Source organism: Candidatus Cryosericum septentrionale (assembly GCF_003570995.1).
Classification (GTDB): Bacteria; Caldisericota; Caldisericia; order Cryosericales; family Cryosericaceae; genus Cryosericum; species Cryosericum septentrionale.
Window position 1 is genome coordinate 67,415 of record NZ_QXIY01000002.1, and the last position, 15,338, is coordinate 82,752.

Consider the following 15,338-nt stretch of genomic DNA (forward strand, 5'->3'; position numbering starts at 1 on the left):
ATGTGATGGACGATATCCGTTTCGAGCAGATCGCCAGGGTCGACGCACAGGGCAAGGCGTGCGGCACCACGGCGTACATGTCCGATCTCTCATTCCCGGGGATGCTGTATGCGTGGTTTGTGCGCAGCAAGTACCCGCATGCCCTGATCAAAAGCGTCGATGTCAGCAAGGCAATGGTGCTCGACGGCGTCGTCACGGTGCTGACGGCCGCAGACGTGACCGGGTTCAACGGCTTCGGGATCGTCAATCCCGACATGCCGGTCATCTGCGGCGACAAGGTACGGTACATGGGAGATACCGTGGCGCTGGTGGCTGCCACGACCGAACGCATCGCCGAGCAGGCGGCGGCTCTGGTCGACGTGGACTACGAAGTCCTGCCGGTCGTCGACGACCCCATTGAGGCGCTGAAGCCCGATGCCCCCAAGGTCCATGACAAGGGCAACGTCTGCCTGCACACCCTCATCACAAAGGGCGACGTGGAGCAGGGACTCCGCGAAGCGGACGTGGTCATCGAGCACGAATACCGGACGCCACGTCAGGCCCATACACCGCTGGAGACCGAATCTGGTGTGGCCGTGCCGGAAGCCGACGGTTCGCTGTCGATGTATGCAGGTTCTCAATATGCGTTCCGGGACCAGCTGCAGCTTGCCCGTATCCTGGGGATGAATCCCCGGATGATCCGGGTCTACAGCAACCCCGTGGGTGGCGGTTTCGGAAGCAAGGACGAGCTGACCATCCAGGGTGGCATCGCCCTGCTTGCCATGAAGACGGGCAAACCCGTCAAGGTCTTCCTCTCGCGCGAGGAGTCGCTGGTTTCCGGCTGGAAACGCCATCCGTTCATCATCCGCATGAGAACCGGTTTCAAGAGCGACGGTACGATGCTTGCCAACGATGTTACCTGCTACGAAGACAAGGGGGCTTACTCGTCGCTCGGTGGGCCCATCCTCAACCTGGCCCTCGAACATGCTTCATCCCTGTACCGTGTCCCCAACACGCGCCACGAGGGCTGGGCGGTGTTCACCAACAACGGCGTCTGTGGCGCGATGCGTGGTTTCGGCGTGCCGCAGGTCCTGTTTGCGCTGGAATCCAACATGCACGAGGCGGCGGAGAAGCTAGGGCTGGATCCGGTCACGATACGGCGGAAGAACGTCCTGCACCAGGGCGAGGTTTCCCCTATCGGCCATACCCTGCGCACAGGTGTTTCCATGGACCTGGTTCTGGATGCCATTGAGAAATCCAATCTGTGGCAGCACCGCGAGGAGTACAAAAAGACGGACAAGCCATGGCTCCGGCGCGGGGTAGCCCTGGCGCTGGCTCCACAGGGAGCCGGGCTCGGGCTCGGGATTCCTGATTATGCCGGTGCGTACATCGATCTCGACCGGGACGGCAACTTCACGCTGCGTATTGGTCTCGTAGAATATGGTCAGGGCACGCATACCGGTTTCACACAGATGGCTGCAGGTCTGCTGCACGTCCATCCGTCGCGGGTCCGCATTGTCGCGGGCCAGACCGAAGGTTCGGTCGACGCGGGGCCCGCCACCGCTTCCCGCTCGACGTACACGGCCTCGAACGCCATTGCAGCAGCTTTCCGGGACTTCGGTGTCAAGGTGGCGGGCGCGCTGGATGCGAAGTACCATACTGGAGCGGATGCGGTCTGTGAGGCGAAGGACGGCGGCATGACGACGCCGGCGGGCTTCCGGACGTACGAGGAACTGGCTCAGGAGTTTTCGCAGGAATCGCCGTTGCGCGGTGAGGGCTACTTCGTGTGGCCGACCGCCGACCGCGAAATCCCCGGGGCTGCAGGGTTGCCACACTGGATCTACAGCTTCGCCGCCCAGGCGGCTTTAGTAGAAGTCAACACCTTGACCGGCGAAACCCACCTGCTCAAGGTCGCGACAGCCCTGGACACAGGACACACGGTCAACCCACAGCAGGTCGAGGGGCAGATCGACGGCGGCGTTGCGCAGGGCGAGGGGTTCGCCCTGTTCGAGGACACGCTGATCGCTAAGGGGCAGGTGCGCACGAAGAACTTCTCCACCTACATCATCCCGACGGTTCAGGATGTGCCCGAGCACGAGTACATCATCCTGGAGAATCCCGAGGGAACCAGTGCCCTCGGGGTGCGAGGTATTGGCGAAGTGGTGATGGTCCCCGTCATTCCTGCTGTTGCCCTGGCGATCCACGACGCCACGGGTGTCTGGGTTCGTCACTTGCCCGCGACGCCCGAGCGCGTCTATCGACTGTTGCATCCAGACGTCCAGTAGCCGAATCCAACGTTCAGAGCGCCCTCTCCGGTTTTCTTGTCCTGGCGGGGGCGCTTCTCACATGGTCTTGTCAGGAACTCGTGGCACGACAGAGCAGTCTAATGAGTGAATTTGTCGCTCCAGGAGGTTCATGGTATATGTGAAGAAAGTGTGAAGTTAGACCACCGGTCAAACGACGAGATTCGCGTTGTATAGATGAAGGTGATTTTCCTTGTTTTTGGATTGCAGGATGATCTGCAACCATCACACTGTACGCAACGACTAGGAGGGGCTTGATGAGGAAAGCTTCTATACTTCTCTTGATTATCGTTTCATTGCTGGCGACTTCGTTCGCAGGGATTGGCCGAATTCCCGCGGCAAGTGCTCTGACTGCTCCGACAGTCACCCTGAGTACATACCAGGCAGGAGCTGCTGCCACATACACGATCAGTTTCTGGACGGGGGCGGTTGGGGCGCTGCAGGCCAATTATGACAAGATCACCGTGACGTTCCCTAGTGGCACGGTGCTTCCCGCTACGATTGCCCACGACCTCGTCAAAGTCAACAACTACCCGGCGTACTTGGTGACGCCCTCTGGAAATCGTCTGGACATTACGCCGACGATGAATGCGACCGCCAACTCGCCCATCCAGATCGTGATCGACAAAACGGCCAACATCAAGAACCCTCCAACAGCCCAATCATATACGTTGCAGGCATCTACGAGCATCGAGACAACGCCCGTCACCAGTGCCGCCTACACAATTGCGAACCTGCCCCGGACGCTTATCATTGTCTCGCCCGCCAACCCGGACGGACTAGCGTTGTTCTACAAGACACGTCCGACCATTGTTCTTATGGCGACCAGTTCGACAGACCCGACGCCTGTCGTCTACTATTCCATCAACGGCGGCGCCCAGCAGACGTATGCAGCTCCATTCCAGCTCCCGGACGGCAACGTGACACTCACGTACCACGCGCGTGACCGTCAGGGCAACCAGGAGGACGTACAGACCTTCACTGCCAAAGTGGACGCGACAACCCCGAGCATCACCATTACCCTCCCCGCCGACGGAACAGTCACTGGACAGGCGACGATCGGCGTGCAGGGAAGGACGGAAGCAGGTGCGATGCTGACCGTAGCCGGAGCAGCAGTGCCCATTTCGGCGCAGGGAGAGTTCCAGACCCAGGTGACGCTGAAGGACGGACAGCAGTCTATCGTGTTCACCGCCATGGACGTCGCTGGAAACGTTGGCCAGGCACAGCTCAAGGTCACCCTTGACACGACGCCCCCAGTCCTGACGATAACGAAGCCCGTCATGTACTCCATAGTGCTCACGAATGTGTGTGAGGTTGTCGGCAAGACGGAGCCCGGCGCAATAGTGAAAATTGCTGGCGCTGCGGTCAGTGTGAACGCCGATGGCAGCTTCAGCTTCAACGTCATGCTGAAGGAGGGCAACAACCTCATCGACATGACGGCGACAGATGCTATCGGTAATCAGCGCAAGACTGCTATCCCAGTGACCTACAAGGCCCAGACGCTCATCCAGCTTCAGGTAGGCAACAAGAGCGCTATGGTCAACGATGTCAAGAAGACGCTGCAGGCGGCTCCCATCAACGTGAAGGGTGTCGTCATGGTCCCGCTCCGGTTCATCGGAGAGGCGTTCGGAGCCGTGGTTACCTGGGACCCTGTGTTCCAGATTATTGATATTGAACTGAAGGGTTTGTCGATTCGTCTTCAGCTCGGAACCAACTATGCATCCGTTGCAGGCAAGAAGGTCATATTGCAGGGTATCCCTGTCAGTATGAAGGGGACGACCATGGTCCCGATTCGTTTCATTGGAGAGGCATTTGGTGCCCAGGTTGTCTGGAACGCGCCTACCCAGGGCATCGACATCACGTATCCGAAGCCCTGAGTAAGGGCTGAGGGCGAAGGACCGTCCACAGAGGAGGTGTCATCATGAAACATGAGGGACTGATCGTCGGTCTGCTGGTCGTTACGGTCGTCTGTTCCACGGCAGCGCTTGCTCTGGGTATTGCACGCCTCCCGCGTGCGTCCAGGGTTGTCGCTGCCACCGGCACGGCCCAGAAGTCGTTTGTACCAGATATCGCCCAGTTGGACCTGGGTGTCCAGACGGATGCTCCGACAGTGCAGAAGGCTCAACAGGACAACCTGGCGACGATGAACGGCGTCCTGGCTACCCTGAAGGCGGCCGGCGCCAAGAGCGAAGACATCCAGACCAGCAGTTTCTACATCAACCAGAACTTCGACTATTCAAGTGGGAAGTCGGCGAAACCGACCGGGTGGCATGTCAGCAATACCGTGACCGTCCGCGTCAAGCCGGATCTCGTTTCGGCCGTCATCGACGCGGCTTCAAAGGCCGGGGCGAACATCTTCAACAGTATCAGCTTCGATATCAGCAATCGGGAGGAGCTGAAGGCAGGACTCATGAAGGATGCCATGGCGAACGCCCGGGCCAAAGCCCTCGGAACGCTGGCAGGCACAACTCATTCCCTGGGTGACATCGTTTCGATAGCGGCAGACTGGTCAGGGCCTTCTGTGGTCTATGCTGGTCCGCAGGGAATGGGGGGCGGTACAGGTTTCGTCCCCGTGGAAACCGGCACCAATGTTCTGTCGGTCTCGGTATCCATCAGTTTCGAGCTCGACTGAAGGTTTTGCTGGCATACTGTTCGTCCGTTTCGCCCCGTCGTTATGTCCGACGGGGCGAAACCATGTTGTAGGTGTTGCATACGGGCGGCAGGATGGTAGTATAATTTCATGTTCTTCACAATTGGGAATGGGAATCCAGTTGAATGCCACTTCTTGGCGTGATTGAACCGCACGCGCTATTCATGCTGACTTGCGGTTCACTGTCTGTTCACACAGAGCGATGACACAATCATCCATCGAGGGTAGAATACAGCCATGAAGAAAATACTTGTAGTCGAAGACGAAGAGAACATCCGTACGCTCGAGAAGCTCTATCTGCAGAAGGAAGGCTATGAACCCGTTCTGGCCGCGACCGGGCGCGAGGCATTGCGCCTGTTCGACGAGCAGAAACCTGATCTTGTGATCCTGGACCTCATGCTGCCCGAGCTGAGCGGCGAGGAGGTCTGCCGCGAAATCCGCAAGAAGTCGACTGTGCCGATTATCATAGTGACGGCCAAGAGTGATGAGATCCAGAAGCTGGAAGGCCTGGAGATCGGCGCAGATGACTATGTGACCAAGCCCTTCAGCCCGCGTGAGCTCATGGCCCGCATCAAGGCGGCGCTCAGGCGGTATGACTGGGAGCGTCTGGCTGACACGGCGCCGGTGGAGAAACTGGTCTTCAAGGATATCGTCGTCTATCCGGGCAAGCACCGCGTTGTCAAGGCGGGCAAGGACATCATGCTCACCCCCAAGGAATTCGAGGTGTTTACGCTACTGGTCAAAGCCAACGGCGAACCTGTCTCGCGTTCCAGCCTCATCAAAGAGATCTACGGCGGCAGCGATGACGAAGTCTTCGACCGTACCATCGATGCCTACATCAAGAATATCCGCAAGAAAATCCAGGACGACCCCGGAAACCCGACGTACATCGAATCCATCTACGGAGTCGGATACCGTATCCTGGTGTAACGTGACCTGTTGAAGAAGACGTCCAGCTTCCATACCAGGCTGATCCTCAGCTACGCGGCGCTTCTGGTACTGGTCATGGTGCTGTCGATCACCATAGCGGACGCCTTCTTCATACGGGCATTCAAGACCTTCCTGGCCGGCGGATATGGGTCGCCCTTTGGCATCGAGTCGATGGTCATCGAGCCAAACAGCTATCTGCTGACCACTACGTATCTCAAGTTCCATGACATGATGCGTCTCTCCGTGTGGATCGGCGGATGCGCCGTCATGTTGATCGCGCTCGGCGTGGCAAGCTGGTTCACGCGACGCTTCTCTCAGCCCATCTCCGGGTTCGCCAGCTTTGCCGACCGCATCGGCCATGGCGACTACGGCGCACAGACCTCGAACAATCAGGGACTGCGTGAGTTTGCCGAGCTGTCCGACTCGCTCAATCACATGGCACACGAACTGAAGTGCCGTGACGAGGTGGAGCAGGAACTCTTCTCCAACCTTTCTCACGAGCTTCGCACCCCCTTGACAGTCATCAAGGGCTACATGGAAGCTCTCGACGCCGGGCTGATCTCCAGCCCTCAGGAGCTGCACTCGGCGGCAGAGGCGATTTCCCAGGAGACGGCCAATCTCGAGATCATGATCAACGAATTGCGGCAGCTTGCCCAGATCGACAATAATGCCGTCATGCCCGAGGAGTCAGACTTCGACGTCAATGAGGTGCTGGGGTATATCTGGCGAAGATTCGCCCCCATCGCTGCGGCCCGTGGAGTCCTGCTGCCGCACCAGTTCGAGGCGAACGTGAAGGTTCATCTCGACCGTCAGCTTCTGGACAGGGCAGTGGCCAATCTGCTGAGCAACGCCATTACTGCCACGCCGTCGGGACACTGCGTGACCCTCTCCAGCGCAATCGATGAGTCGCGCGGGGTCAACATCGTCGTCGAGGACACCGGGTCCGGGATTCCCGAAGAAGACTTGGCTCATGTGTTCGAACGCTTCTTCAGGGGGGACCGTTCGCGCAACAGGAGGAGCGGAGGCCTGGGCCTCGGTCTTCCCATTGCCAGGGATCTCGTAGAGATCGAAGGTGGTCGTCTCGACATCAGGAGCACGGTAGGTGTCGGCACACGCGTAACCGTCTCCTATCCGCGGTCTGTCATCGTACGCGACGAGTCCCTTCTGACTTCCTGAAGAGCTCGTCTTGCACCTGTCGCCCTCAGAGTTACACTGACACCTGCGGCCCGGGACGGCCGACTTGTTCACAGGGGATGGTCCATGGCCGGAGACAACATGTTGCGCGCCGAAGTTCGTCAGACTGAAGGACTCACATTCGTGGCACGCGGTCCTTCCAATCACTGGGTTGTTCTGGATACATCCGAATCGGGTGGCGGTCACGGGGCGGGGTCCAACCCCATGGAACTGTTACTGATGGCGCTTGGTGGATGCACGGGGATGGACATCGTGTCGATCCTCGCCAAGATGAAAGAGTCGTATGCGGGATTCCGTGTCGAGCTGTCCGGCGAACGTGCGGAGGAGCACCCTCACCGGTTCACCCGCATCTACGTCGACTACTACCTGACGAGTGACAGTGTTCTGACGGACAACGTTGTCAAGGCGGTCAGACTGTCCGCCGAGAAGTACTGCTCCGTCGGCGGGACATTGGGCCCGGGTGTCGCCTTGGTCCACAGGTATCACATCATCCGTGGCACAGGCGAGGAGACCGGCGAGGTTGTCTGATCTCTATACGTCATTCCCGCGCCTCTGTCCTTCCCGCAGTGCTCTGTCATTCCCGCGAAGGCGGGAATCCATCCTTGCATCATCGCGTGGGTCCCCGCCTCCCTCCGTCATTCCCGCCTCCCTCCGTCATTCCCGCGAAGGCGGGAATCCATTCCTGTGTCACCATATGGATCGACGCCTTTTCTCTATTCACGCTGAATTGAGATGATGCAGCGCGTTTGTTTACTCTGGCCCATGATTTGATATGATAAGGATATGGGAGCCAGAAGACACAGGAAGGGACACCAGGATCAGCCACCCGTTGGGGCGTCGGTCGCCGTATCGCGCAAGAAGGATGCGGCTGCGCCGAGAGGTGTGACAGCAAACATCTCGCAGGACCATACGCTCGACGCGATCTTCGATCCCGCGCATATACGTCTGAGCAGCGTCATGCAGCGCCAGTCTGAGCTGGCGACGCTCGCTTGGCACTTCGCCCTTGCGTCCGTGTTCGTGCCGGTGGCCGGCATTGTCCTCGGTCTTCTCGCGGTCCTGTTCGCGCGCGAAGCCCAGGACATGTTCGACCTTGTCGGGGGGGCCGACTTCGACAGGCGCCGGGCGCACAAGTCTCTTGTCATTGGAGGCACGATGACAGGGGCCTGGCTGATCGGGACGATCGTGCTCATTTTTGTCCTCGCATCCAAGGGATCCTAGTGCCGTGTCGCGTCCACGCCGCAGTAATCCAGACAATCCGAACGACGCGACACCAGTCTCCGACACAGAGACTGGCCGGTTGTCACAAATGCAGTAGACTGCCTCAGAACTTGTAACCGAACCGTCGCAGCAGGGCCTTTCTGTCCGCCGCGTCGCCGTCGCTCTCAACGCCCTTTGGTTTCTCTCCGTCGATGACGCCGAGGATGCCGCGGCCGGCTCCGTCGTCCGCAACGATCACCTTGAGTGCGTTCGCCGTGGCAGCAAAGATGCTGCAGACCTCTGGCACGGTCTTGATGGCGTTCAGGACATTGACGGGGAAGGCATTGCCAAGCAACAGGACGAAGATGTGTCCCGCGCCGATGGCTAGGGCGTTGTCCCGTGCGAGGTTGATCAGGCGCTGATCGGTCCCCGCGCACCGCACCAGGCAGACCCCGGACGCCTCGTTGAACGCCAGCCCGAACTTCACGCCCGGCACGGCGTTCACCACAGCCTCGTAGATGTCCTCGACACTCTTGATGAAGTGCGTCTGCCCAATGATGACGTTCATGTCTTCGTCCTTTGTGACCGTTACCAGCTCCAGTTGCATGGCATCACCTCCACAGTCATTGTAGCGCTGGAAGCGCAGGAGCCAACCGCTCCGTCATTCCCGCGCTCTCCGTCATTTCCCCCGCCTCCCTCCGTCATTTCCCCATGCCTTCCGTCATTCCCGCGCAGGCGGGAATCCATTCTGTCCTCCTTTACCTCTATTTTGGATAAGTCGTAGAAGACGCAGGCCGTCGCTCAAAGGGCTGACGTGTCGACAGGATTGTATTAAGGCTGCCTCGGCGGTGCTGTGCAGCCGAATGTCCGATGAATACTGCGTAGACGTGGGGGAGTTGATAAGTCCGGGACACGTTGTAAACTAACCCGCGTTCTCAGGACTGGGGCCACGTTCCTTTTCGGGTCGTATGCAACCTTTTGGCACCAACTGGGATATCATAGTTGAAAGGCACTTGAAGGAAAAGTTCGCACATTGTGCTGACCATCCGGACCGCCGGGTCAATGATTGCAGTAGTCTGCCGGCAGGTCATCGACATGACAGCGCGCGAAGGTGACCAAGACTGGCCGTGGTTGTGCTTTTCGCACGCATTCAGGTTCTCCTCTGCATCAGCCCAGGCCCCTTCAAATTGGTTGGACAGCCGCCGTAGTCGAGTGTCTCAAGCTCGTCGACGTCGGCAGCCGCCTCGGGTCGTACCACCAGCGACCGGCGGTGTCCTCGAAAAGCTCCTGCGATGGTGGTGGGTAGTCACGTGTATCGGGGTCGGCAGGTTTATCGCGGTCGGACGTTGACAGGTCCGGCATAGGGTTTTCATCAATATCTGTCAGCTTACTTCCGAAGGTGGGCGTTAATGAAACTTGGTGAGCAAGAAGTACATGTGGGACCCTCTCCTATGGGTTCGTGTGTCTTCCTCCAGAGGAAACTCAGATTAAATTGGAAACCAGTTGGAGGGAACAATAAACTTCCAATTTTTGATATTGGCACCTTAACTAAGAAGGAATAGAGGTTTAGAAAGAAGGGAGCAAATGACGAGAGGAAAGACCGGTTGATATATGACATTCGGGAAAGACTGAAAAAATCCTATAAGTCTTGACCAGAAATGGCAAGCAAGGAAAGGAGACTTATGAAAAAGATTCTAAGTATTATTCTTACAGCAACAATGGTATTCTCCCTTGTTGCTGCATTCAGAGCACCAACTGCAAGCGCAGTATTATCATATGTAACAACAAACCCTGCAACCTTAGTAGCTCCAACAAGTGCAACACTGAACGGTATTGTTGGCGAAGCTGACGCAGACTACACTTCTTTCTGGTGGGGGACAACAGATCCTGATTATGATTATATTAAGGCAGGAGCCAACCCTACTATTGAATCAGGTTGGGCTTACTACGATATTAGCGGTGCTCAATCAGTGGGTACTTCATTCAGCCATAACCTTACAGGCCTTACATCAGGCACTCAATATTACTTCGTAGCATGGGCTCGGGTTGGTGGAGTTTGGCATCCTGATTCTGTTTTGTCATTTACCACCGTTTATGTAACAACAGACCTTGCAACCTCAATAACTCCAACAAGTGCAACACTGAACGGCACCAATGGGGGTAATGACGCAGATAATACTTCTTTCTGGTGGGGAACATCATCAGCTGGCCCATTTACGGCTGCAGTCGACCCCAGCGGTCAACTTCCATCTGGTTGGTCTTATTCTTCTACTGGTACTGGAGCCCGATTAGCTGGCAATCCATTCAACGACGCTCTTACAGGCCTTACACCAAGCACTCAATATTACTTCGTAGCTTGGTCTCTTGTCGGTGATACATGGTATCCCGGCGCAATCTTGAATTTCACCACGCAAGCAGCCGCTAATGTTATCACTAACCCTGCAACTGTTGTGACTTCAAATGATGCAACACTGAATGGCGTCAATGGGCCTGCTGGCGCTACGGGGCACTCATTCTGGGTTTCGCTAGCTACGTTCAGCACTGCGAGCCCGATAATTCCGGCTGACGTCTATTCTACGCCTGACTTTGGCGCTATTACTGCAAATACCGCTTTCTCCGCTTCTCTTTCGTCTATTACGACTACGGGTGTTCCTACTAATCTCCCTGCGGTAACACCGGGCACGACATACTACTTCGCAGCTTGGTCTTTTGTTGGCGGGACATGGTATCCCGGCGCAATCTTGAATTTCACCACGCAAGCAGCTGCTAATGTCATCACTAACCCTGCAACTGGTGTGACCTCGACTGATGCAACACTGAACGGCACCAATGGGGGTAATGACGCAGATAATACTTCTTTCTGGTGGGGAACATCATCAGCTGGCCCATTTACGGCTGCAGTCGACCCCAGCGGTCAACTTCCATCTGGTTGGTCTTATTCTTCTACTGGTACTGGAGCCCGATTAGCTGGCAATCCATTCAACGACGCTCTTACAGGCCTTACATCAGGCACTCAATATTACTTCGTAGCATGGGCTCAGGTTGATGGAATTTGGTACCCTGGTGATGTTTTGTCATTTACCACCTCGGCGACCTATACACCCTTGGAAGTCGTGGGTCCATTCGCACCGCTTATGAAGAATGGAATCGGAATAGGACAGTTCAAAGCTGGAAGCACCATTCCCGTCAAGTTCCAACTTACTGATGGCACGAGCCTGATAACAACCGCGACAGGTACGGTGACGATCGGTTCTGCCAGCGCTTCATTCCGATGGGACGCCACAGCACAACAGTACATCGCTAACGTCAAGACAGACAAGGCGGTAATTGGTACTAGTGTGTCAGTGGTATTGGCGGTAGATCAAGCTGGAAATCAGACAATCGCTACCATCGACCTGCGTTAGATAATTCCTTTTCTCTCTCTAAGTAATCCGAGGAGGGGTGTGTGATAAAATCACCACCCCTCCTTCATTTTGAATAAGGCTGACATTTTAAATTAATGCAAAACACCTATTTCTTAGGACGCTTCTAAGAGTGAACAGGGTCTAACATCGTCCAAGCCCCGTAGCGAAAGTAAAAATATTAAACATTAACTAACAATTCTTTCATCTGTTTTAGAGCGCCTTCTGGATAACCAAACATTTCTTCCCATCTTAAAGTTCTAAAATCGTCCGCTAGAGCGAGCCACGTAAAACAAAAAATCCTCTGTGATATGGGGTCAGCTGGTAATTAGCGGGCAGAGTGGTAAGTTCACCGCCTGAGACGAAGACGTGGATTCCCGCCTTCGCGGAGAAGCACCCCTCGCCTTAGACAAAAGGGTTCGGGGGAATGACGGAAGTCAGCGGGAATGACGGAACATCGTGGGTGGCTTGACAGCGAGCCGACCCTCAGTACCCTGCATGCGGGGCCAGCGTGCGTGAAGCTGCGCCCAATTGACAGGAGGCATCCATGCAATACAAGATCATGTATCAGCCGTCCTACTCCTTGCTGGAGCTGCAGCTTGACCTGTCTGAGTCTGTCGTCGCGGAATCGGACGCCATGGTCAGCATGACGCCGAATGCCAGGATGGACACAGGAGCCAAGGGAGGTCTCTTTGGCGCCCTGAAGCGTGCCGTCGGTGGTGAGAGCATGTTCCAGAACACGTTCACGGCTCAGGATGGCCCGGGCAGGGTGACCTTTGCCCCGACCATGGTGGGCGACATCGCAGCTCGCGAGATGAGGGGCGAGAGCCTGTTCGTCCAGTCAGGCTCATTTCTTGCGTCGTCTCCGACGATCGAGCTCGACACCAAGTGGGGCGGCGCCCGGACGTTTTTCTCCAGTGAGGGGTTGTTTGTCCTCAAGGCGACCGGCGTGGGCATGTTCTTCATGTCCAGCTACGGTGCCATCCATGCGGTCACACTTGCTCCGGGAGAGCAGCTGGTCATGGACACTGGCCATATGGTTGCCTTCGACGCGACGATGGGGTATCACGTACGGACGGTCGGAGGTCTGAAGCAGACACTGTTCTCCGGCGAGGGTCTGGTCGTGGATCTCACCGGACCGGGCACGATCTATATGCAGACGCGCAACTTTGGAGCTTTCGTGAATTACCTGGTCCCCAAGCTGCCCTTCAAGCGCGACTAATCGTCTCTCCCAGAAGGGGAAAAGGCCGGCAACGTTGCCGGCCTTTCCGCATGGCAGGTTGTTGACGGACACTGACTGCCCGGCAGAACTACTCGACGATGATGACCTTTGGCGCCGTCGCTGCCATGTTACTCTGGACGAGAGCTGCGCGTTCGGCGACGATTGCCCTGAGATCCCCGTCCTGTGCCAGTTCTTCGCGTTTGAGCAGCAGGACGTCATCGCGACGGTCCAGCCGCCCTCTCTCGACAAGAAGATTTCCCGCGTGCAACAGGAGCATCCGGGCGCGCGACAGCGACTTGGCGACGTAGAACCAAGCCTTTTCGGTAACGGCGGACGTCCGTATCATCGCCTGGTACCTCTTCCTGAGCCGGGCGTCGCCTCCGCCGGGCAGCGAATCCAGCCAGGCAAGCGGATCACGGGCTGCTTCCACGCGAGTCGCTGCCCCGGTTTCGCGTGCCCGCAGCAGGGCGACAGGAAGCAGGTCACTGCGTTCCTGCAGGGTCGGAGATCCGACGTCGACGATAGATGTCCTGAAGAAGGAGAACGCCCGCATGAAGGCTTCCAGGTCGCGCTCGACAGTGACGTCCGTGCACAGGGTGCGCAGGGCCTGTTCGGAATCGCCCTTCGCTATGGCTTCGGCAGCGAGGCGTGCGGTATCGTCGGAGACCCTGGCTGCGATGCGGTCGAGATGGGTCCACGGGTCCAGGCCGGCCGTGTCGCTGGCTGCCTGCAGTGCCTCGACGAAGCGGTCCTGAATACCGCGATGTGCCAGCGCACGCTTCAGGTCGTCTGCCCGGAACGAGGACGAAACGAGCAGCAGGAGGAGGTTCAGAACGAGAGGACGCATGAACGTTAGCAGCTGTTGCAGGTTGGCCTGCGTCTCGTCGCCGGTCAGGGTCTCGACGTGGGCACCGTCCAGCTCCGTGAGGCGGGTACTGTTGTCGCTGATCCATCGCTGCAGGCGGGGCACGGCAAGGCGAACGGCTACCGCTGCCCGGGACGCGCGTGGAAGACGGATGAGCGACTTGGCGGGCAGTCTGATGCTGGCAGTTGTCTGCTGCAGCAGCACGTCGTCCAGTGCGCCCGGTGGCAGCCCTGTGTGGTCGAGCAGGTAGCGGGCGAAGGTCAAGTCGATGTAGACGAAACCGTCGAACACTCTCGCGACATCCGGTGGAACCGGTGGCGTCCGGTTTCCGAGCAGCAGTGCCCCAGTGCCCTGCAACAAATCGTGGAGAAGTTCAACGACGATATCGGAGGCCATCGGACCCAGTGGACGTGGTATCAGACGAGCCAGCGAACGACGTGAGAATGTTCGTGCGCCGACGTGCGCTGGGGCAGGAAGGGCAGACAAAAACGTCAATTCCTGACCATCCCAGATCCAGTTGAGGGTGCAGGGCATGGCTGTGCGGTCACCGAGGAGCACGGCCAGACGCGCAGACTGGATAATTGGGCGTTCGTCAGCGGGTGACGGCGTTGGCCGGCGGAGGACCTCTCCGGTCGTGCTGACAGTCCACTCCCAGGCAGCGGCTTCACCATCGCCTGCGCCCAGTGTGCACTGCACCATGGCATTCAACTCCCCAAGGCTGGCATTCGGCGACCAGGCGCGGCCCGAGAGTCCGGGGTGGAGCTCGGCGCGTTGTACGAGGACCGCCATGGAGGCGGTCGACAGATACTCGGCCTCCGTCACGCCGGCGTCACGGGCTCTCTGGATGGTCTGAATGTCCAGAAGTTGCAGCCATGATTCCCGGATGCCGTCTTGCAGCTCCGCGAGTCCGCGGAAGATTTCCGCTGTGTCGAAGGTCGCAGGGTCGAACCAGGACCAGGCTCGTGGCACGACCGGGGAGCATCGTTCCATGATGTCGGGACCGATCGATTCGACAAGTCGGGTGAAGGAGGGAGCGTCGGCAGAGAAGTCGTACTTCTCCAGCGCACGCCGGGCGTCAGCCAGCGTTTTTGCTCCCGCGAGGGCATGACGATATGCGATTCCGGTCAGGACAAATGTCTCAGTGACGTTGAAGCTGGCTGCAATCATGGCGAGGGTGGCCTGGCTAGCCATGCCGACGTCGCGAAGAGGCAGGAGGCGTCGTTCCTGCAATCGGATCCATTTCATCGTGATACCGTGACCGGGATGATGGCGCCGACCCCGAGGAGACCGATAAAGATAGTAAGGAACACGGCAGCAAGGATCCGTCGCGTCTTGAGTTCAGTGCAAGCGTACTGTGCCATCAGGTCACCTCAATTGGCCGCTCATATGCTCAAATGAAGCCTTTGAGTTCAAAGACGATAGTATCGTATCTGTGCGTGGGAGGGCTTGAATTGATCCGACGTGAGCATCTGACCACAGACATGGACGGTTCCAGACTGGCGGAGAGGGTGGGATTTGAACCCACGAGGCAGGGGTTACCCACCTACTCGCTCTCCAGGCGAGTGCTTTCAGCCGCTCAGCCACCTCTCCGCATGGT

General features: G+C 57.7%; 11 protein-coding genes and 1 tRNA gene. 9 read left to right on the forward strand and 3 right to left on the reverse strand.

Features of this window, described 5'->3' with window-relative positions; all coding sequences use genetic code 11:
• The first annotated feature begins 5 nt into the window (after nucleotides 1–5).
• From SMC1_RS01050 to SMC1_RS01080, 7 genes are all read left to right on the forward strand, one after another.
• The gene (locus SMC1_RS01050; RefSeq protein WP_119084962.1) at nucleotides 6–2,264 is read left to right on the forward strand and encodes a xanthine dehydrogenase family protein molybdopterin-binding subunit; all 2,259 of its coding nucleotides are present in this window, start codon (nucleotides 6–8) and stop codon (nucleotides 2,262–2,264) included.
• Between the two features lie 275 nt (nucleotides 2,265–2,539).
• The gene (locus tag SMC1_RS01055) at nucleotides 2,540–4,159 is read left to right on the forward strand and encodes a stalk domain-containing protein (protein WP_119084963.1); all 1,620 of its coding nucleotides are present in this window, start codon (nucleotides 2,540–2,542) and stop codon (nucleotides 4,157–4,159) included.
• Between the two features lie 44 nt (nucleotides 4,160–4,203).
• Nucleotides 4,204–4,914: an SIMPL domain-containing protein gene (locus tag SMC1_RS01060; protein ID WP_119084964.1), complete on the forward strand. Its 711-nt coding sequence runs from the start codon at nucleotides 4,204–4,206 to the stop codon at nucleotides 4,912–4,914.
• A 255-nt stretch (nucleotides 4,915–5,169) separates the two neighbouring features.
• Nucleotides 5,170–5,862: a response regulator transcription factor gene (locus tag SMC1_RS01065; RefSeq protein WP_119084965.1), complete on the forward strand. Its 693-nt coding sequence runs from the start codon at nucleotides 5,170–5,172 to the stop codon at nucleotides 5,860–5,862.
• Between the two features lie 9 nt (nucleotides 5,863–5,871).
• Nucleotides 5,872–7,038 carry a sensor histidine kinase gene (locus SMC1_RS01070; RefSeq protein ID WP_119084966.1) on the forward strand — a complete coding sequence of 389 codons (1,167 nt, stop codon included), beginning with the start codon at nucleotides 5,872–5,874 and terminating at the stop codon, nucleotides 7,036–7,038.
• A gap of 84 nt (nucleotides 7,039–7,122) precedes the next feature.
• Nucleotides 7,123–7,584, forward strand: a complete 462-nt coding sequence (locus tag SMC1_RS01075; RefSeq protein WP_119084967.1) for an OsmC family protein — start codon at nucleotides 7,123–7,125, stop codon at nucleotides 7,582–7,584.
• A 255-nt stretch (nucleotides 7,585–7,839) separates the two neighbouring features.
• Nucleotides 7,840–8,274, forward strand: a complete 435-nt coding sequence (locus SMC1_RS01080) for a hypothetical protein (RefSeq protein WP_119084968.1) — start codon at nucleotides 7,840–7,842, stop codon at nucleotides 8,272–8,274.
• A 103-nt stretch (nucleotides 8,275–8,377) separates the two neighbouring features.
• Here the strand turns inward: SMC1_RS01080 and SMC1_RS01085 are convergent, their stop codons facing one another.
• Nucleotides 8,378–8,860, reverse strand: coding sequence for an adenosine-specific kinase (locus SMC1_RS01085; RefSeq protein WP_119084969.1), 483 nt, complete (start codon nucleotides 8,858–8,860; stop codon nucleotides 8,378–8,380).
• A gap of 1,075 nt (nucleotides 8,861–9,935) precedes the next feature.
• Between SMC1_RS01085 and SMC1_RS10300 the strand changes: the two genes are divergently transcribed.
• Together SMC1_RS10300 and SMC1_RS01095 are read left to right on the forward strand one after the other, a co-directional pair.
• On the forward strand, nucleotides 9,936–11,657 hold the full coding sequence (locus SMC1_RS10300) for a PxKF domain-containing protein (protein ID WP_126855130.1): 1,722 nt from the start codon (nucleotides 9,936–9,938) through the stop codon (nucleotides 11,655–11,657).
• Between the two features lie 544 nt (nucleotides 11,658–12,201).
• Entirely contained in the window at nucleotides 12,202–12,876 is a 675-nt protein-coding gene (locus tag SMC1_RS01095; protein ID WP_119084971.1) for a TIGR00266 family protein, read from the forward strand.
• A gap of 88 nt (nucleotides 12,877–12,964) precedes the next feature.
• Here the strand turns inward: SMC1_RS01095 and SMC1_RS01100 are convergent, their stop codons facing one another.
• Together SMC1_RS01100 and SMC1_RS01105 are read right to left on the reverse strand one after the other, a co-directional pair.
• The gene (locus tag SMC1_RS01100; protein WP_119084972.1) at nucleotides 12,965–14,986 is read right to left on the reverse strand and encodes a hypothetical protein; all 2,022 of its coding nucleotides are present in this window, start codon (nucleotides 14,984–14,986) and stop codon (nucleotides 12,965–12,967) included.
• Nucleotides 14,987–15,238: 252 nt separating this feature from the next.
• Nucleotides 15,239–15,331: transfer RNA gene (locus SMC1_RS01105), tRNA-Ser, on the reverse strand.
• Between the last annotated feature and the right edge of the window lie 7 nt (nucleotides 15,332–15,338).